The following is a 19,249-nucleotide window of genomic DNA, read 5'->3' on the forward strand; positions in this document are numbered from 1 at the left end:
AGGTTTTCTCTTTCAAAAAAAAACAGGCAAGAGAACGAACGCTTGCCTGCTTTTAGACACTTATTACTTAAGGCCGTATTTTTTATTGAATCGGTCTACGCGGCCATCAGCGCTAGCAAACTTCTGACGTCCAGTGTAGAATGGATGACATTCTGAACAAACCTCAACGCGGATTTCTTCTTTTACAGATCCTGTTGTAAATTCGTTACCACATGCACATTTAACCATACTTGCTTTATAGTTTGGATGAATTCCTGATTTCATTACTTTTCATCTCCTTCCGCCCTGAATCATGTTGAAACAGAGTTATCTACTCCATTTAAGAGTAAAACACATATGAGCAAATTATAACAAGTGATTTACTCTTTTGCAACTCCCTCTTTTTATGAAATAGAGGAAATATCATGTAATCATTTATTTTGTTGTTGCCGCACCTTTTCGTTGCTCCGAAATTCGTTCAAAGAACTCTTCATTTGACTTTGTTTGCTTTAACGCTTTGAAGAACCTCTCCACAAAATCAGGCGAGTCTGTCATCGATTTACGAATTGCCCATAGCTTATCAAGATGCTCTTTCGGAATAAGCAGCTCTTCTTTACGTGTACCAGAACGACGAATATCAATCGCCGGGAAGATACGACGCTCTGCTAACGAACGATCAAGATGCAATTCCATATTACCTGTACCTTTAAATTCTTCATAAATAACATCATCCATACGTGATCCTGTATCAACTAATGCAGTTGCTAAAATTGTTAAGCTTCCACCTTCTTCAATATTACGTGCCGCACCAAAGAAACGCTTTGGACGGTGGAATGCAGCTGGATCAATACCACCAGATAGAGTACGACCACTTGGAGGTATTACTAAATTATAGGCTCTCGCAAGACGTGTAATACTATCCATTAAAATAATAACATCTTTTTTATGTTCCACTAGCCTCATCGCACGCTCTAACACAAGCTCTGCCACTTTAATATGATTTTCTGGTACTTCATCAAACGTCGAACTTACAACGTCTCCTTTTACAGAACGCTCAATGTCTGTTACTTCCTCTGGACGCTCATCAATTAATAATACGATTAACTCTGCATCTGGATGGTTTGTTGTAATGCTATTCGCAATTTCCTTTAATAGCGTTGTTTTACCTGCTTTTGGAGGGGCAACGATTAAACCACGTTGTCCGTAACCAACAGGTGCTAACAAGTCCATAATACGCGTAGAAAAGGCTGTTGGTTCTGTTTCCAACTTCATTTGACGATCTGGATAAAGCGGTGTCAAAGCAGGGAAATGAACACGTTCCTTCGCTGTTTCTGGATCTTCCCCGTTCACAGCCTCTACTTGTAGTAATCCGAAATAACGCTCATTTTCCTTCGGTGGACGTACCTTGCCAGATACACGATCCCCATTTCGTAAGTCAAAGCGACGAATTTGGGATGCAGATATATAAATATCCTCCGAACTCGGCGAATAATTAACTGTACGTAAAAATCCAAACCCCTCTGATTGAATAACTTCCAGTACACCTTCCATAAATGATAATCCATCACGCTCTGCTTGCGCTTTTAAAATAGCAAAAATAAGTTCTTTTTTTGTTAATTTACTATAGTAAGATATTTTAAAATTTTTCGCTTGCTCATAAAGTTCTTTTAACTTCATATTTTCTAAAGTTGAAATTGTTAAACTCATTTAAACACCACACTCTTTATTATTTTCAATTATAATTGGAAGATGATAAAAGAAGATTCTCATTGGAAAATGGAGATGGAAATACAATAATCATAAGGGTGAAAGAAATATCTAATTATGTTTTATTTTTATGAATATTTCCTATTCTAACCTTATTTTGTCATTTTAATCAACTTATATTACACGAAAAGAGAGAAAACATCTTTTTCTGTGCTTCTCGTACACATTCTTTTAGTGAACATACACTCTATGTGAATCATTTATTACTTCAAAAAAATATTGATGTGAAAGGAAATAAACCATGAGGAAAGTTTGACTTTCTTGCAAAATCATACACTAATCGTCATACCTATACAATCCCTAATTGTCCATATTGACAAAATAGATATAAACTTCTTCTAAAGATAAAGGAAGAGGAGCAACATACCTCGCTCCCCTTTCCTTCTTTATGCAGAAAAGAACCTACTTACTTCATAACAAGATTGGGCTTTTTATGCAAACTATGTGCACCATCAATGAAGCGAACTGTACCTGACTTTGCACGCATAACAACTGATTGTGTTGTTCCAGTTACTCCTTTGAACTGTACACCACGCAATAATTCTCCGTCCGTCACACCTGTTGCAGCAAAAATGGCATCATCTCCACGAACAAGGTCATCCATGTATAATGTTTTGTTCACATCGTCAATACCCATCTTCTTACAACGAATTAATTCTTGTTCATTTTGCGGAAGAAGTTTCCCTTGGATTTCACCACCTAAACACTTTAGTGCAACAGCCGCTAGCACACCCTCAGGTGCACCACCCGATCCAAATAAAATATCTACGCCTGTATGATCAAATGCCGTATTAATCGCACCAGCTACATCTCCGTCGTTAATTAATTTAATTCGTGCACCTGCTTGACGAATTTCTTCAATAAGCTTCGCATGTCGAGGACGATTTAACACTGTCGCTACAACATCTTCTAAATTTTTATTCTTAGCTTCAGCTACTGCTTTTAAATTATCTAGTACAGATGCATTAATATCAATTTTGCCAACCGCTTCTGGCCCAACCGCAATTTTCTCCATATACATGTCCGGTGCATGGAGCATATTTCCATGGTCTGCCACTGCAATAACGGCTAATGCATTCCATCCACCAGTTGCAACGATATTCGTCCCTTCTAACGGATCAACTGCTACATCTACTCGGGGTCCATAGCCATTCCCAAGCTTCTCACCAATGTATAGCATAGGTGCTTCATCCATTTCCCCTTCACCGATAACAACTGTCCCTTTCATCGGAATCGTATCGAAAACATCACGCATCGCTGTTGTCGCTGCATCATCTGCTTCGTCTTTCTTTCCTCGTCCCATCCATCGTGCTGAAGCTAATGCTGCTGCTTCTGTCACACGAACTAATTCCATGGATAAACTTCTTTCCATTTTAATTCCCCCTTGTTCTCCCTTTACTTCTATCCTTTGTACATCTAAACATCATCTATATTCACGAATTTTGCAGCTGCTCAATCTCCACCGAAGTCATTTTTTCACGCCGGATTCTTGCGCCTAAACCAGTTAACTTTTCTACTAACTGTTCATAGCCACGGTCAATATGCTCAAGTCCCGTCACTTCCGTAATACCTTCAGCCATTAAACCCGCAATAACTAAAGCAGCACCCGCCCGTAAATCACTTGCTTTTACTTTCGCTCCTTGGAGTACAACAGGTCCAGTAATAATTGCTGTTCTTCCTTCTGCTTTAATATTAGCACTCATGCGACGAAGTTCATCAATATGTTTGAAGCGTGCTCCGTAAATCGTGTCGGTCACAACCCCTGTTCCTCTTGCTTTCGTCAACAACGCTGTAAACGGTTGTTGAAGATCCGTAGCAAAACCAGGATAAACAAGTGTTTTGACATCTACTGTTTTTAACTGTCGACCACCATATACCGTTATTTGATCATCATCTATATCAATACGGACATTCATTTCGCGTAACTTTGCTGTAATAGACTCAAGATGCTGCGGAATAACATTCTCGACTGTTACTCTCTCTCCTGCTGCCGCCGCTAATGTCATATATGTACCTGCTTCAATACGGTCTGGAATGATTGTATGGTGACATCCTTTCAAAGAATCCACCCCATCGATACGAATAACATCCGTTCCAGCACCTTTAATTCTTGCCCCCATACTTGTTAACAACGTCGCAACGTCGATAATTTCTGGCTCTTTAGCAGCATTTTCAATCACTGTACGCCCTTTTGCTCGAACAGCAGCCAGCATAATATTAATTGTCGCTCCAACACTTACAACATCTAAATAAATCCGTGCTCCTCTTAATTCCTCTGCTCGTAAATAAATTGCACCTTGTTCATTGGTAACCGTTGCCCCTAAAGCTTCAAATCCTTTAATATGTTGGTCAATTGGCCTTGGTCCTAAATGACAACCTCCTGGCAAGCCAATTACCGCCTTCTTAAAACGTCCTAACATCGCCCCCATTAAATAATAAGATGCACGTAGTTTTTTTACTTTTCCATTTGGAAGCGGCATGGATACCATGCAGGAAGGATCTATCGTCATGTCCTCACCATCATAGGAAACCGTTCCACCAATCTCTTCAAGTAAGTCTCCTAGCATCTTTATATCAGAAATAGTTGGTACTCCACCTATTGTCACTGATGAATCTGCTAAAATTGTGGCAGGAATAAGCGCCACTGCACTATTTTTCGCACCACTTATACGTATAGAACCCGCAAGAGGGACTCCACCTTCAATGATCAATTTTTCCATTTTTTTCTCCCTTCTAGCGACAATGTCTTTCATTATTTCATATTCATAGAAATAATGACCAATACACATATTTACTAGTTTGCACAACACACGTTCCTATCATGTACAAACATATATGTAGACACCACTCTTTTTCTTCTCCGTTCTTTACTCAGAGTAAACAGAGATGTAACGAGCTATAATATTTCGAGTAGAGCAAAGTCTCGCTTTATGTATTGTATTCGTGAAAGAAGTGAAGATATCCTTTTTCTCTATCAATAACAAAGACAAAAAGACACCTCCCTATTCTAAAGCGCTTTCACGAAAGATACAAATAAAACCGTCTAACAATAGACGGTTTTATCATTATCGAACAACTTTAATTATGCTTTGTTGCTTGTGCCGAATTCACGGATTTTGCCGATAACAGTTGCTTTAATTGCATCGCGACCAGGAACCATAATCTTACGTGGATCGTAAGCTTCTGCGTCTTTCGCTAATACTTCACGAACAACTTTCATGAACGAGATTTGGTTCTCTGTGTTCACGTTAATTTTCGCTGTACCTAAAGCGACAGACTTCTGGATGTCCGCTGTTGGGATACCAGTTCCACCATGAAGTACTAATGGTAAGTTTGTAGAATTTTTGATTTCTTCCATTTCTTTGAAACCTAAGTTTGGCTCACCTTTGTATGGTCCATGAACAGAACCTAAAGCTGGAGCTAAGAAATCAATACCAGTTTTCTCAACAAGTTCTTTACACTCAGCTGGATCAGCGTAGATTACGCCTTCTGCGATAATGTCGTCTTCTTGTCCACCAACTGTTCCTAATTCAGCTTCTACAGAAACACCTTTAGAATGAGCATATTCAACTACTTTCTTTGTAGTTTCAATGTTCTCTTCAAATGGGTGATGAGAAGCATCGATCATTACTGATGTGAAACCAGCATCGATCGCTTCTTTACATTTTTCGAAGCTTGAACCATGATCTAAGTGAATCGCAACAGGAACTGTAATGTTCATGTCGATTAATAAACCTTCAACCATTTTTACAACAGTGTTGAATCCGCCCATATGACGAGCAGCACCTTCAGATACACCTAAAATAACTGGCGACTTCTCTTCTTCAGCAGCTGCTAAGATAGCTTGAGTCCACTCTAAGTTATTGATATTGTATTGACCTACTGCATAATTACCTGCTAACGCTTTGTTTAACATTTCTTTTGCTGAAACTAAAGGCATGTTAAATCCTCCTTATAACGACACATTTTCTACCCGATATTGTTCCTCTACATGATTAAAAACCACCTAAATATATACAAAACAAAACCGGATGAACCTCTTACATTTTATAGGATAACAATTTCATGTCTAAATCTCAACCGCATTAAACATAAAGTTTGCCTTTTCAAACGCTTTCATTCATTTTTTTTTGTCTTTCATGTGAACACTACCTAATTTTTAACAAAAATCTCCTCTTTTACAACGCTTTTGATTTCATCGATATCAAATGGTTTTGCAAAATGAGATAATGCTCCTAATTGTTTCGCTTCTTGAATCATATCGAGTTCCCCATATGCCGTCATCAAGATAACTTTAATTGTTTGATCGATTTCTTTAATACGCTTTAAAATTTCAATTCCGTCCATTCCAGGAATTTTCATATCTAAAATTACAAGGTCTGGTCTATCTTGTAAGACAATGTCGATTGCTTGAAATCCATTTGCCGCTTGATATGTATGGTACCCTTCTTTTTGGAATACTTCATTTAATAAAATACGAATACCATATTGATCATCCACAATAAGTAATTTCGCTTTCAATTTCAAACCCCCTTTGCCTATCTATTTCTTTTCATCTTGAAAACTTTTCTACTTCTGTTATATCATTTCCTGCCGTTTTTTACAAAACATGTATTAAAAACTATGATGCTTTTTCTCATCTTTTTCCTCTTTACCTAAAAGAGGGTAAAGAGGATTGCGTGAACACTTCCTTTTAGATATGATAGAAGCTAGATTTTCTACGAAAGAAGATACAACAAACTCGCTATCTATATCACTGTATCACGACGAGTGCACATAATTAACCATTTCTAATATCACTAGAACGGAGGAATACACTATGTTAAAAATTTTTTCGACCCAACTCCTTGGCTGCTTAAAAAAAATCACAGAAAAAGAAGAGATAAACCTAGAAGATAGTGCTCGCTTAGTAGCACAAGCAATTATCGGTGATGGTCACTTATACATATACGGAGCAAAAGAAATGCATGCTGTTACACTAGAAGCAACAGACGGACAAGAACCATTTCCAAAAGCAAAAGCACTTCATCATGTAGAAGAACTCTCTCCAATGGATCGCGTATTACTTATTAGTCGTTATTCAACAGACGAAGAGATTGTCACATTTGCAAAACAACTGCAAGAAGCAGGAATTCCTGCTGTAGGGATCTCTACAATCCAAGACGGTATTGAATCATTAGAAAGTTTCGTTGATGTTCATATCGACTTACAACTTATCCGTGGATTAATCCCCGCAGAAGATGGTACACGTACCGGTTTCCCAACGAGTATGGTCGCTTTATTCGCTTATTTTGGACTCTTCTTTACCGTACAAGAAATTGTAGAAGAATATATGTAAAAAAAGACTTGTACACATTTGTGTACAAGTCTTTTTTTTCTACTTATTTGCTTTCTCTGTATGATAATGAAGCTTGAACGAACTCTCGGAATAATGATTGTGGACGGTTTGGACGTGAAATAAACTCCGGATGGAACTGTGCTGCCACGAACCATGGGTGATTTTTAATTTCAATGATTTCTACTAAACGACCATCTGGACTTGTTCCAGAGAAGATGAATCCTGCCTCTTCCATTTGTTGACGGAATTGGTTGTTGAACTCATAACGATGACGATGGCGCTCATACACCACTTCTTGTCCATATGCTTCGTATGCTTTCGTTTCTGCTTCTAACTTACATGGATATAATCCAAGACGAAGTGTTCCACCTAAATCTTCTACGTCTTTTTGTTCTGGTAGTAAGTCGATAATTGGGTACTTCGTATTTGGATCAAGCTCTGATGAATGTGCTCCTTCTAGCCCTAGAACGTTACGCGCATATTCAATAGAAGCTACTTGCATACCTAAGCAAATACCGAAGAATGGTACCTTATTCTCACGAGCATATTGTGTTGCGATGATTTTTCCTTCTACACCACGGTCGCCAAAACCACCTGGTACTAGAATACCGTCAACATGACCTAATACTTCGTGAACATTTCCAGCTGTTACTTCTTCAGAATTAATCCATTTCACTTCGATTTCTGAATCGAATTTGTATCCAGCATGACGAAGTGCTTCTACAACAGAAATGTATGCATCTTGTAATTCTACATATTTACCAACAAGTCCAATTGTAGTTGTTTTTGATAAATTCGTTACTTTCTCTACAAGAGCTTTCCACTCATCCATATTTGGCTCTTCGCATGTTAATTTTAAATGCTTGCATACAATATCATCTAGATGTTGCTCTTGAAGTGCTAATGGGATTGAATACAGTGTGTCTGCATCCACACATTCGATAACTGCTTTTGCATCTACGTCACAGAACAGAGCAATCTTGTCCTTCATTTCTTGAGGAACTGGCGCTTCTGAACGTAATACGATTACGTCTGGTTGAATACCTAAGCTACGTAATTCTTTTACGCTATGTTGCGTCGGTTTTGTTTTCATTTCACCGGCAGCTTTAATATATGGAAGTAATGTACAGTGGATATACATCACGTTGTCACGACCAATATCACTCTTCATTTGACGAATTGCTTCTAAGAATGGTAATGACTCGATGTCACCAACTGTCCCACCAATCTCTGTAATAACAACATCCGCATTTGTTTCACGACCAGAACGGTAAACACGCTCTTTTAATTCATTCGTGATATGCGGAATAACTTGTACTGTTCCACCTAGGTAATCTCCACGACGCTCTTTTTGAAGAACTGTCGAATATACTTTACCAGCTGTTACGTTTGAATATTTATTTAAGTTAATGTCAATAAAACGCTCATAGTGACCTAAGTCTAAGTCTGTTTCTGCACCATCATCTGTTACGAATACTTCACCGTGTTGGTATGGACTCATTGTCCCTGGGTCTACGTTTAAATATGGATCAAATTTCTGAATTGTTACGTTTAATCCGCGGTTTTTTAACAGACGTCCTAAGGAAGCTGCTGTAATTCCTTTTCCTAAAGATGACACTACGCCACCTGTTACAAAAATATACTTTGTCATAAGTAAATCTCCCTTCTTCTACTTCTTATTTTCTATTTTTACCCGTCACAAAATGAGATATGTAACGAGTCAATTTATCTTAATATATAGGAGGAATAACCCCTAAAAAACAAAAAAATTGCTCCCCTCATATAATAATCAGGGAGCAATTGGATCACATCATAATCATGTTAATAGCTTTTTTAAGAGCCCAAACATGATTCTACCCATTCTCTTACGAAAAGTCAAGGACGTTCGTGAAATGAATAATTACGTATTTATTATGCGGTAACTTATAATTCCTCTTCTTCCGCATCTGACTCATCATACTCTAATTCTTCTTCCTCTTCTTCCTCTTCAGAGAAATCTTCTTCTAAGTCTAAATCGTCTTCTAATAAATCTTCTTCTTCTTCCTCTTCTTCGTCTTCTTCAAACTCATCAACGAAGTCCTCTTCTTCATCTAGATCCTCATCATCTAGCTCATCCACTTCTTCTAAATCATCTTCTAATAAATCTTCTTCATATTTCTTCGCACGTTTCTTCTTCGTCTTCGTTTGTGGTAATACTTCTTCATCGATTTGCTCATATGGATACCAGCTACGTAGCCCCCAACGATTGTCACCTAAACAAATAAAACGTCCATCGATATTTAAATCTGTATAAAATTGAGAAATTCTCGCAACTAATTCTTCACGAGATAATTCTAAAATAGAAGCAATTTCTTCTGTAACTTCTTGAAATACAACTGGTTGCTTTTTTGAATGCATAATTTCATATGCAAGCTCTATCATTGATAATTCTTTTAATTCTTCTGGAGAATATTGACCTAATTTCAAAGAAAGCACGTCCTTTCAATCCTTAATGGTAATATGTAAATTTCCTTATAGATACAGTAAGTACAGTAGTGTAACATTATTCCAAATCTAACAGAATACATATCTTTCATTATAAACAAAAGTACTAGAAATATGCTAGGGCCAGTAAGGCTTTTTTTTGCTTTTTTTTCATCCGACCAAAATAAAACCTTTGAGCTCACTAAAAATCCTTGTTACACTAAATATATGGAAGAAAAGGAGAGGGTTATATTTTTAATCCTTTCGCTGCTATTTGACAATACTATAAAAAACAAGGAGTGATTTGGTGCACAAAAAAAGAAACAACGTACTATTAACCACACTAACAATTACCATTTTATTCATTTTTTGGGGAATAACCCCTAACGATTGGTTAGGTCCGTACTCATTAGAAAACGTGACAGCCTTTATGAATACGTATATCCTCCAAAAATTCGGATGGTTCTATTCATTGCTTATGACCTCTCTCGTCGTACTAGCCTTTTATTTAGCCTTCTCTAAGTATGGATCAATTCGACTTGGGAAAGACGACGACAGACCGGAGTTCTCGTACTTGACCTGGTTAGCCATGTTATTTGGCGCTGGAATGGGAATCGGCCTTATCTTCTTTGGAATCGCCGAGCCAATCTCGCACTTCTATAACCCTGTCCAAGGAGACCCTGCTACACACGAAAGTGCCCGATTAGCCCTACGTTATTCATTCTTCCATTGGGGACTACATCCATGGGCATTATATGCAATGGCAGCATTAGTAATTGCGTATTTCACGTTCCGTAAAAACAAACGCGGAAACATTAGCTCGACAATTACACCGCTATTTAAGAATCCATCCACATCCTCTATCGTTAGTCAAACTGTTGATATTCTTGCAATTTTAGCAATTATATTTGGTATCGTTCCGACGATTGGGATTGGGGCACAACAAATCTCTGCTGGTTTAAGCTATTTATTTCCATCCATTGAAAATACGTTAACAACGCAACTTATCCTAATTGCGATTGTAACAGTGCTTTATTTACTTTCTGCACAAACTGGTCTACAACGGGGCATCAAACATTTAAGTAATGCAAACATCACTTTTGCAGGTTTGCTGCTTCTTATTGTACTAGTGACTGGACCTACGACCTTCATCATGGACTACTTTACGACAACAATGGGAACCTATATTCAAAACCTTCCTAGTATGAGTCTTAGTTTAAGTCCATTTAACGAAGAAAGTGCACAATGGATTCAAAATTGGACAATCTTCTACTGGGGTTGGTGGATTTCTTGGACGCCATTTGTTGGCTCCTTCATCGCCCGTATTTCAAAAGGTCGTACCATTCGTGAATTTATTGTCGGTGTCATGCTTGCACCTACTTTTGTATGTCTTTTATGGTTTGCAGCCTTTGGTGGCACATCTATCTACCTTGAGTTATTCTCAAATGCTGGAATCGGAAATGAAATTGCAGCTAAAGGAAATGAAATTGGTATTTTCGCTGTACTGCAACACTTACCGTTATCTAGTATTTTAATTTTAATCACACTTTGCTTAATTACAACATTTTTCGTGACATCTGCGGACTCAGCGACTTTTATCGTTGCAATGCAAGCAAGTAATGGTAGATTATCACCAAGTAATCGAATGAAGTTATTATGGGGAATCATCATTTCTGTACTAGCTGCCACCTTACTAAATACTGGTGGATTAGCAACATTACAGACAACCGCTATTATCGCAGCCTTCCCGTTCTCGTTCGTCATTATTTTGATGGTTGTTTCATTATTTAAAGAATTAAAAAAAGAAACAGTCGTAACAAAATCTACTGCCAAACCATTGCCGAAACTAAATAAAGCCAAGTAACAAGCTAAACAAAGAGAGAGAAAAAAGAGTGTCATCCACGTAACAAACCTGTTACATGGATGACACTCTTTTTATTTACTAATTAATTCTTTTTCTTGTAAGAAATCTTTGGCTATATCAGCAGCGCTTTCCCCTTCTACATTCACAAGATAATTCATCTTTCTCATCTCATCATCTATAATTTTCCCAGCTAATTTATTGAGTACACCCTCTAGCTCTGGATACTTCGCTAATGTTTCTTTTTTCATTAACGGCGCACCTTGATACGGAGGAAATAGGGATAAATCATCGTGAAGTACATGTAAATTATACTGTGCCAATTCACTATCCGTCGCATATGCATCAATTACATCAATTTCATTTGCTTCGATTGCCGTATAACGAAGTTTTGGTTCCATTGTCTTTAGTTGTGCAAACGTAAGATGGTATAAATCTTGCATTCCTTTATACCCATCTTCACGATCTGAAAATTCAAGTGTAAAACCTACCCTTGCGTCTGTCTGTACTTTTTTCAAATCAGAAATTGTCTGTAAATTATGTTTCGCTGCTAGCTCTTTCGTTGTCGCTAATGCATACGTATTATTAAACGCCATTGGTTGCAATAGCTTCATTCCGAATTCCTTTTCCATTCCTTCTGCTGCTTGTTTGTACACAGCAGCTTTCTCATTAGAGGTATTTGTTTCTTTCAAGAATGTAAAAAGCGCTGTTCCAGTAAACTCAGGGTAAATATCAACTTCCCCAGCTTCTAACGCATTAAAAACAAACGAAGTCTTTCCGAACCCTGGTTTTAGTTCCACCTCTAAGTCCGTATACTCCTCAATAAGCAGCTTATACATATTAATTAATATTTCTGGTTCTGATCCAAGCTTCCCAGCAATAACTAAATCTGCTTTGCTCGATTTAGTTGCTAACATAGGAGCTGCCATTATCATAAAGACAATAACAACAACGATTCCAGTCGTCCTCATCGATTTTGCAGAAGATATTTTTTCCACAATCCGAAGGAGCCCATCAAAAATAAGGGCAAGTAATGCAGCTGGAATCGCTCCTAATAGAATCAACAGATGATCATTTCGATCGATACCGAGTAAAATAATTTCTCCTAAACCACCTGCTCCAATTAAAGCTGCCAAGGTTGCTGTTCCAACAATTAACACCATCGCCGTTCGAATGCCTGCCATCATAACTGGAAATGCAAGTGGTAATTCTACTTTCACAAGACGTTGAAGACTTGTCATTCCCATCCCTTTGGCAGCTTCGACAAGTGCGGTGTCTATTTCTTTAATTCCTGTATACGTATTACGTAAGATTGGTAATAACGCGTACACAACAAGCGCAATAATAGCCGGTACTTTTCCAATTCCCACAAGTGGAATTAATAGACCTAATAAAGCTAATGAAGGAATAGTCTGAAGAACTGCTGATGCACCGATAATACCCTCCGCAATTTTCTCTCTTCTCGTTAAGAAAATCCCAAGTGGCACCGCAATAACCACAGCCATAATTAATGCAATGAGTGATAGCTGAATATGCTCAAGTAACGCTTTTATCACTTGCTCTTGCCTATCCTCGAATACTTGAAACAAACTATCCATTACTACTTACCACCTTTTCTTGCATGGAGCGGTGTAAATATCGAACCACACTCTCATTTGTGATGACTCCAATTACTCTTCCTTCTTTCTCTACAGCTAGCATCCCCACTTCCGTTAACTTTTTCATTACTTCTTCTATATTCGTATCCATTGAAAGAACTGCTTCTGTCGATCGAATTTCCCCATTCTCTGTTATTCCGCGAACAACACCTTGTGCATCAAGTACAAAGAACTTCTCTCTTGTCACATTTACTTCCGCTTCTGAACTAAACGGTTTGAAATCTGTGTCTATCATTTCTTCTATGTTATATGTATTCGTATGCGTACTGAGAAACTCACGAACAAAGTCATTCGCCGGTTGTTGTACAATCATTTGCGGTGTATCACACTGTACAATTTCCCCTTTTCTCATCAAGCAAACCCTATCTCCTAGTAAAAGTGCTTCGTTCATATCATGTGTAACGAAAATAATCGTTTTCTTGATTTTCTGTTGTAACTCTTTCATTTCATTTTGTAATTGTTCTCTTGTGATTGGGTCCAGTGCACTAAATGGTTCATCCATTAACACTATATCCGGGTCTGCTGCTAATGCACGAATAACTCCTATCCGTTGTTGCTGACCACCGGAAAGTTCATTGGGCTTTTTATGCCGATAGACTTGAGGATCTAATTCGACCATCTCTAATAACTCTGTTACGCGTTTGTGGATTTTTTCTTTTGACCATTTTTTTAGTTCAGGTACAACCGCAATGTTTTCCTCAACTGTCATATGTGGAAATAACGCAATTTGTTGTAGAACGTAGCCAATATTTCTACGTAGTTCGTGGATATTATAGTCGTGGATTTCCTTTCCATTAATAAGAATTGTTCCCGAAGTCACCTCATTTAGACGGTTCATCATTTTCATCGTCGTTGTTTTCCCACAGCCACTTGGTCCAATAAAGACGAAGAACTCTCCTTTTTCAATATGTAAATTTAAATCGTTTACCGCTTTCGTACCATCTGGATAAACTTTTGATACATGTTCAAATGTAATCATACGTTCACTCCTTTCTTTCTTAGCATTGTGAAGTGTATAGCTATCAATTTCAACTAATATGCATTAGCTTACCACAATCCCCCCTATTCCAACACCGCACCCTCCTAGTAAATAAAGCAGGTATATTCGTACATGAATATACCTGCTCACCATTACATATTACGGCGATATTGTCCACCAACTTCATATAACGCTTTCGTAATTTGCCCCAGGCTCGCAACTTTTGTTGTTTCCATTAATTCAGCGAATATATTGGCGTTTGACATCGCTGCCTCTTTTAAACGTAGGAGTGCTTCTTCTACTCTCTCCGCATGTTTCTCATGGAAGGATTGTAAATTGATTATTTGTAATTCTTTTTCTTCATATGTTGACCGTGCTATTTCTAAATTATCTAATTCCTCAGCTAACGATTCATTTGGATTCAAATACGTGTTCACACCAATTATCGGTAATTCCCCGCTATGCTTTTGCATCTCATAATGCATCGATTCATCTTGAATTTTCCCACGTTGATACTGCGTTTCCATTGCACCTAATACGCCACCTCTGTCATTCATCCGTTCAAACTCTTGTAGCACTGCTTCTTCTACAAGATGTGTTAACTCTTCAATAATGAACGAACCTTGCAAAGGATTTTCATTTTTCGTTAATCCATGTTCCTTCGTAATAATAAGTTGGATTGCCATCGCACGTCGCACAGATTCTTCTGTAGGTGTTGTAATTGCTTCATCATATGCATTTGTATGAAGTGAATTACAGTTGTCATGAAGAGCCATTAGTGCTTGAAGCGTCGTACGAATATCGTTGAAAGCAATTTCCTGTGCGTGCAAGGAACGGCCAGACGTTTGAACGTGATACTTCAATTTTTGACTCCGATCATTTGCTCCGTATTTATCACGCATCACAATTGACCAAATACGTCGTGCGACGCGACCAATTACGCTATATTCCGCATCCAATCCATTGCTAAAGAAGAACGATAAGTTAGGTGCAAAGTCATCAATATGCATTCCTCTGCTTAAGTAATATTCAACATATGTGAAGCCGTTTGCTAGTGTAAAAGCTAATTGGGAGATTGGATTCGCTCCTGCCTCTGCAATATGATAACCAGAAATAGATACAGAGTAATAGTTACGTACTTTTTGTTGAATAAAGTACTCTTGAATATCTCCCATTAAACGAAGCGCAAACTCCGTCGAAAAAATACACGTATTCTGGCCCTGGTCTTCTTTCAAAATATCCGCCTGAACCGTACCACGTACCGTTTGCAATGTTTTTTGCATCGTTTCTATATATTCTTCAGTCGTTAACATTCTACCAAGCTCTTGCTCACGCTTTTCCACTTGCTGATCAATTGCAGTATTCATAAACATCGCTAACAAAATTGGAGCTGGGCCGTTAATCGTCATAGATACAGAGGTCGATGGATGGCATAAATCAAAACCACTATACAACTCCTTCATATCATCTAACGTACAAACATTCACACCACTTTCTCCAATTTTCCCAAAAATATCTGGACGATATGAAGGGTCTTCTCCGTATAATGTTACGGAATCAAATGCAGTACTTAAACGTTTCGCTACGTCATTTTTGCATAAATAGTGAAAGCGTGCATTCGTCTTTGAAGGTGGACCTTCTCCAGCAAATTGTCGCTTTGGATCTTCATCTGTTCGTTTAAATGGGAATACTCCGGCTGTATAAGGGAAAGAACCAGGTACATTTTCTGTACGTACCCACGTTAAAATATCACCATAGTCTTTGTATGTTGGTAAGAGTACTTTGCGGATTTTTGTTCCAGATAATGTTGTTGTGATTAATTTTGTTATAATTTCTTTGTCACGAATTTTCGTTACATACGTATCAGAAGTATAACGTTCCTTCATATTGTTCCACGAGTCGAGGATATACTTCGCTTCTGTTGACAAGGTATTTTCATATCGTTTCTTTTCTTTTGTAAGTACCGTAGTAACGGTAGCAGGTTGCTCCTGCAGCGCATCAATTGCTCCCTCTAATTGATATACCTTTGATGCGATCTCTGCTTGCTTGTTGCTATCACGATGATATTTTCTTACTGTATCACTGATTTCGCGTAAATAATAACGACGATCTGTTGGGATAATAACATTTTGCTTTTCTACTTTTCCTGGTTTAATCCATTTCGTTGTAAGAGAATTATTTGCCTTTTCATTCATTAAATCAACAAGCTTCAAAAAAACATTATTTGTACCTATATCATTGAACTGACTTGCAATTGTTCCGTATACAGGCATCTCATCTAGTTGTTTCTCAAATAACACACGACTTCGCTGATATTGCTTCTGTACCTGCCTTAGCGCATCCTCTGAACCTTTACGCTCAAACTTATTAATAACTATTAAATCCGCATAATCAATCATGTCAATTTTCTCTAACTGCGTTGGTGCACCGAACTCACTCGTCATCACATACATACTAATGTCACTCACTGTTGCAACTTCTGCATCCCCTTGTCCGATACCACTTGTCTCTACAATGATTAAATCAAAAAGGGCTGCTCGCAATACACGTACTGCATCTTTCACAGCTGGTGATAACTCTGAGCGCGATCCCCTCGTTGCTAAACTTCGCATGTATACGTTTGGTGAATGAATAGCATTCATACGAATACGGTCACCTAATAATGCCCCACCTGTCTTTTGTTTTGTCGGATCTACAGATAAAATCGCAATTTTCATTTCAGGAAACTCTTGCAAAAAACGACGAATTAATTCATCTGTTAATGAGCTTTTTCCAGCCCCGCCTGTCCCCGTAATACCAATGACTGGCGCTTTTCCTTCTTGAAGCGTGATCCGCTCCAAAACATCCCCTTGCTGGTTCCCAACATTTTTCTCCACCCATGTAATTAATTTCGCAATTTGTAAAATATCTAAATGTCCGTTTCGCTCTAAATCGTCTGTCAAATCTCGGATTGTTGGGAAGTCACATTCCTTCAACATTTCATTAATCATACCTTGCAACCCTAATTTCCGGCCATCCTCTGGTGAAAATACACGAGCAATACCGTATTGATGTAGTTCCTCAATTTCTCTAGGAAGAATAACTCCTCCTCCGCCACCATATACGCGAATATGCGATGCTCCTTTTTCTTGTAGCAAGTCATACACGTATTTAAAATATTCCATATGACCACCTTGATAGGAAGAAATACAAATACCCTGTACATCTTCTTGAATAGCAGCTCGCACAATTTCTTCGACAGATCTGTTATGTCCAAGGTGAATGACTTCTGCCCCACTTGATTGCAACAAACGACGAATAATATTAATTGAAACATCATGACCATCAAATAAGCTAGAAGCTGTAACAAAACGAACTTTACACGTCGTTTCATATACATCTGATACAATCATTTGTTAACCCCCGTCCCTTTGCTTTGGATAAACTCTGTTAACCATGTTGCTTGCATCGTAATATACTCTTCCATTGTGAAAAGCTTCTGGATCACCCAACGACGAAATGCCCACATTTGTCCTTGTACAAAAATAGTATTAGAAAGAAACTTCACTTCCGTTTCTGTTAAAGAAGCTACATTGTTCTTAACACATTGAGAGAGTAACACTTCAAACATTCTAACCATGTCTAATTCTTTTTGAAGTACATATTTCCTTGATTCCTTAGAAAGTGAGTGCACTTCTTGATACATGAATAACACTTCATCTTGCAAGTCATTCATTACTTTAAAGTAGTTCGACATTGCCACAATGACATTTTGCAGCGAACCGTCACTACTCGTAATGACACTTTCAAGGCGTGTTCGTACTTCTCCATAAATACTGTCACATACTAAATACAAAATATCTTCCTTCGTACGAATATATTCATATAACGTACCAATACTAAATCCTGCTTCTTTTGCAATTTCTCGCGTTGTTGTGCGATGAAACCCTTTTTGTTTAAAAAGGCTCATCGCGCCATTAATGAGTTGACTTCGTCGTAGCGCAATGAGCTTTTCATCTTTCACAGAGGCATGTATGGTTGGCTTCATTGTTCTCAACCACCTTTTCTCGAAAATACTCCTTCTATAACATTCTTGAAATAACAAGCCTTTGTATTTCTTGTGTACCTTCATAAATTTGCGTAATCTTCGCATCACGCATGTAACGCTCAACTGGATAGTCTCTTGTATAGCCATATCCACCAAATACTTGTACTGCCTCTGTTGTTACTTGCATCGCGATATCTCCCGCAAATAACTTTGACATTGCCGATTGCTTTCCATATGGTAGCCCTTGCGACTCTAACCAAGCTGCCTGATACGTTAATAATCTCGCCGCCTCTACACTCGTCGCCATATCAGCTAACTTGAACGCAATTCCTTGTTGCTGAATAATCGGCTTTCCAAATTGATGACGCTCCTTCGCATACGAAACAGCCGCATCTAGCGCTCCTTGTGCAATTCCTACTGCTTGTGCTGCAATACCATTTCGACCTCCATCTAATGTTTGCATCGCAATTTTGAACCCTTCATTTTCTACTCCTAATACATTTTCAACTGGTACGTTGCAATCTTCAAAGATAATTTCTGTCGTTAAGGAAGAACGAATACCCAATTTGCTCTCTTTCTTACCAACTGAAAATCCTGGCGTATCTTTTTCAATAATGAATGCTGTTGTCCCTTTATGTTTCGATGATGGATCTGTTAGAGCAAACACAACATAAATATCCGCTTCGCCACCGTTTGTAATGAAGATCTTCGAACCATTTAATACGTAATGATCCCCGTTACGCACAGCTGTTGTACGCATGCTTGCTGCATCCGATCCTGAATTTGGCTCAGTTAAGCCATATGCCCCCATCTTCGTTCCTTCTGCCATTGGACGTAAATATTTTTGCTTCTGTTCTTCTGTTCCGAATGTATAAATCGGCCATCCAGCTAATGACGTATGGGCCGATAATGTTACGCCAGTAGATGCACATACACGAGATAATTCTTCTACCGCAATTACATACGCTAAATAGTCACTACCGATACCGCCATATTCCTCTGACCACGGAATACCTGTTAAGCCCAGCGATGCCATTTGATCAAAGATTGTTCGGTCAAAGCGCTCTTCCTCGTCACGAATAGCGGCTGTCGGTTCCACTTCATTTTTTGCAAATTCGCGTACCATTTTTCGAATCATTTCATGTTCTGCTGATAAGTGAAAATTCATTTTCTATTC

Annotated in this window: 15 protein-coding genes; 2 read left to right on the top strand and 13 right to left on the bottom strand. The window is 38.2% G+C overall.

The genetic code is table 11. The features are described 5' to 3' along the window. Positions 1-63: 63 nt before the first annotated feature. The 6 genes from rpmE to IEV41_RS17265 all read right to left on the bottom strand — a co-directional run bounded on the left by rpmE (position 64) and on the right by IEV41_RS17265 (position 6,267). The gene (rpmE, locus tag IEV41_RS17240; protein ID WP_188389758.1) at positions 64-264 is read right to left on the bottom strand and encodes a 50S ribosomal protein L31; all 201 of its coding nucleotides are present in this window, start codon (positions 262-264) and stop codon (positions 64-66) included. Positions 265-414: 150 nt separating this feature from the next. Further along, on the bottom strand, positions 415-1,686 hold the full coding sequence (rho, locus tag IEV41_RS17245) for a transcription termination factor Rho (RefSeq protein WP_188389759.1): 1,272 nt from the start codon (positions 1,684-1,686) through the stop codon (positions 415-417). A gap of 466 nt (positions 1,687-2,152) precedes the next feature. Then, positions 2,153-3,118, bottom strand: a complete 966-nt coding sequence (gene glpX, locus IEV41_RS17250; protein WP_188389760.1) for a class II fructose-bisphosphatase — start codon at positions 3,116-3,118, stop codon at positions 2,153-2,155. A 61-nt stretch (positions 3,119-3,179) separates the two neighbouring features. Beyond that, positions 3,180-4,466, bottom strand: coding sequence for a UDP-N-acetylglucosamine 1-carboxyvinyltransferase (murA, locus tag IEV41_RS17255; protein WP_188389761.1), 1,287 nt, complete (start codon positions 4,464-4,466; stop codon positions 3,180-3,182). A gap of 362 nt (positions 4,467-4,828) precedes the next feature. Continuing rightward, on the bottom strand, positions 4,829-5,686 hold the full coding sequence (locus tag IEV41_RS17260; RefSeq protein WP_188389762.1) for a class II fructose-bisphosphate aldolase: 858 nt from the start codon (positions 5,684-5,686) through the stop codon (positions 4,829-4,831). Between the two features lie 212 nt (positions 5,687-5,898). After that, positions 5,899-6,267 (bottom strand): response regulator, encoded by a 369-nt coding sequence (locus IEV41_RS17265; RefSeq protein ID WP_188389763.1) that lies wholly within the window; start codon positions 6,265-6,267, stop codon positions 5,899-5,901. 298 nt (positions 6,268-6,565) lie between these two features. On the opposite strand from IEV41_RS17265, the gene IEV41_RS17270 reads away from it, so the two are divergent. Further along, a complete protein-coding gene (locus IEV41_RS17270) occupies positions 6,566-7,084 on the top strand; it encodes a DUF2529 domain-containing protein (RefSeq protein ID WP_188389764.1) in 519 nt (172 codons plus the stop codon). Between the two features lie 43 nt (positions 7,085-7,127). On the opposite strand, the gene pyrG is transcribed toward IEV41_RS17270, so the two are convergent. Both pyrG and rpoE read right to left on the bottom strand, forming a co-directional pair. After that, on the bottom strand, positions 7,128-8,735 hold the full coding sequence (pyrG, locus tag IEV41_RS17275) for a CTP synthase (protein WP_188389765.1): 1,608 nt from the start codon (positions 8,733-8,735) through the stop codon (positions 7,128-7,130). A gap of 272 nt (positions 8,736-9,007) precedes the next feature. Further along, positions 9,008-9,550: a DNA-directed RNA polymerase subunit delta gene (gene rpoE, locus IEV41_RS17280; protein ID WP_188389766.1), complete on the bottom strand. Its 543-nt coding sequence runs from the start codon at positions 9,548-9,550 to the stop codon at positions 9,008-9,010. Between the two features lie 304 nt (positions 9,551-9,854). On the opposite strand from rpoE, the gene IEV41_RS17285 reads away from it, so the two are divergent. Then, entirely contained in the window at positions 9,855-11,411 is a 1,557-nt protein-coding gene (locus tag IEV41_RS17285; protein WP_188389767.1) for a BCCT family transporter, read from the top strand. A gap of 71 nt (positions 11,412-11,482) precedes the next feature. On the opposite strand, the gene IEV41_RS17290 is transcribed toward IEV41_RS17285, so the two are convergent. The 5 genes from IEV41_RS17290 to IEV41_RS17310 form a co-directional block, all read right to left on the bottom strand. After that, the gene (locus tag IEV41_RS17290) at positions 11,483-13,006 is read right to left on the bottom strand and encodes an ABC transporter permease/substrate-binding protein (RefSeq protein ID WP_188389768.1); all 1,524 of its coding nucleotides are present in this window, start codon (positions 13,004-13,006) and stop codon (positions 11,483-11,485) included. Beyond that, on the bottom strand, positions 12,999-14,045 hold the full coding sequence (locus IEV41_RS17295) for an ABC transporter ATP-binding protein (protein WP_188389769.1): 1,047 nt from the start codon (positions 14,043-14,045) through the stop codon (positions 12,999-13,001). Before IEV41_RS17295 ends, IEV41_RS17290 begins: the two co-directional genes overlap by 8 nt. A gap of 152 nt (positions 14,046-14,197) precedes the next feature. Further along, a complete protein-coding gene (gene icmF, locus IEV41_RS17300; protein WP_188389770.1) occupies positions 14,198-17,437 on the bottom strand; it encodes a fused isobutyryl-CoA mutase/GTPase IcmF in 3,240 nt (1,079 codons plus the stop codon). Further along, complete coding sequence (locus IEV41_RS17305) at positions 17,434-18,072, bottom strand: TetR/AcrR family transcriptional regulator (protein WP_188389771.1); 639 nt, start codon at positions 18,070-18,072, stop codon at positions 17,434-17,436. Before IEV41_RS17305 ends, icmF begins: the two co-directional genes overlap by 4 nt. 34 nt (positions 18,073-18,106) lie before the next feature. After that, complete coding sequence (locus tag IEV41_RS17310; protein WP_188389772.1) at positions 18,107-19,240, bottom strand: acyl-CoA dehydrogenase; 1,134 nt, start codon at positions 19,238-19,240, stop codon at positions 18,107-18,109. Positions 19,241-19,249: the final 9 nt, after the last annotated feature.

It is taken from the genome of Priestia taiwanensis, from assembly GCF_014638355.1.
GTDB classification, from domain to species: domain Bacteria; phylum Bacillota; class Bacilli; order Bacillales; family Bacillaceae_G; genus Priestia_D; species Priestia_D taiwanensis.

Excerpts from the sequence above, each read along its gene's own strand:
- rpmE (WP_188389758.1), bottom strand. The coding sequence starts at position 264 with ATGAAATCAGGAATTCATCCAAACTATAAAGCAAGTATGGTTAAATGT.
- rho (WP_188389759.1), bottom strand. The coding sequence starts at position 1,686 with ATGAGTTTAACAATTTCAACTTTAGAAAATATGAAGTTAAAAGAACTT.
- glpX (WP_188389760.1), bottom strand. The coding sequence starts at position 3,118 with ATGGAAAGAAGTTTATCCATGGAATTAGTTCGTGTGACAGAAGCAGCA.
- murA (WP_188389761.1), bottom strand. The coding sequence starts at position 4,466 with ATGGAAAAATTGATCATTGAAGGTGGAGTCCCTCTTGCGGGTTCTATA.
- IEV41_RS17260 (WP_188389762.1), bottom strand. The coding sequence starts at position 5,686 with ATGCCTTTAGTTTCAGCAAAAGAAATGTTAAACAAAGCGTTAGCAGGT.
- IEV41_RS17270 (WP_188389764.1), top strand. The coding sequence starts at position 6,566 with ATGTTAAAAATTTTTTCGACCCAACTCCTTGGCTGCTTAAAAAAAATC.
- pyrG (WP_188389765.1), bottom strand. The coding sequence starts at position 8,735 with ATGACAAAGTATATTTTTGTAACAGGTGGCGTAGTGTCATCTTTAGGA.
- IEV41_RS17290 (WP_188389768.1), bottom strand. The coding sequence starts at position 13,006 with ATGGATAGTTTGTTTCAAGTATTCGAGGATAGGCAAGAGCAAGTGATA.
- IEV41_RS17295 (WP_188389769.1), bottom strand. The coding sequence starts at position 14,045 with ATGATTACATTTGAACATGTATCAAAAGTTTATCCAGATGGTACGAAA.
- icmF (WP_188389770.1), bottom strand. The coding sequence starts at position 17,437 with ATGATTGTATCAGATGTATATGAAACGACGTGTAAAGTTCGTTTTGTT.
- IEV41_RS17305 (WP_188389771.1), bottom strand. The coding sequence starts at position 18,072 with ATGAAGCCAACCATACATGCCTCTGTGAAAGATGAAAAGCTCATTGCG.
- IEV41_RS17310 (WP_188389772.1), bottom strand. The coding sequence starts at position 19,240 with ATGAATTTTCACTTATCAGCAGAACATGAAATGATTCGAAAAATGGTA.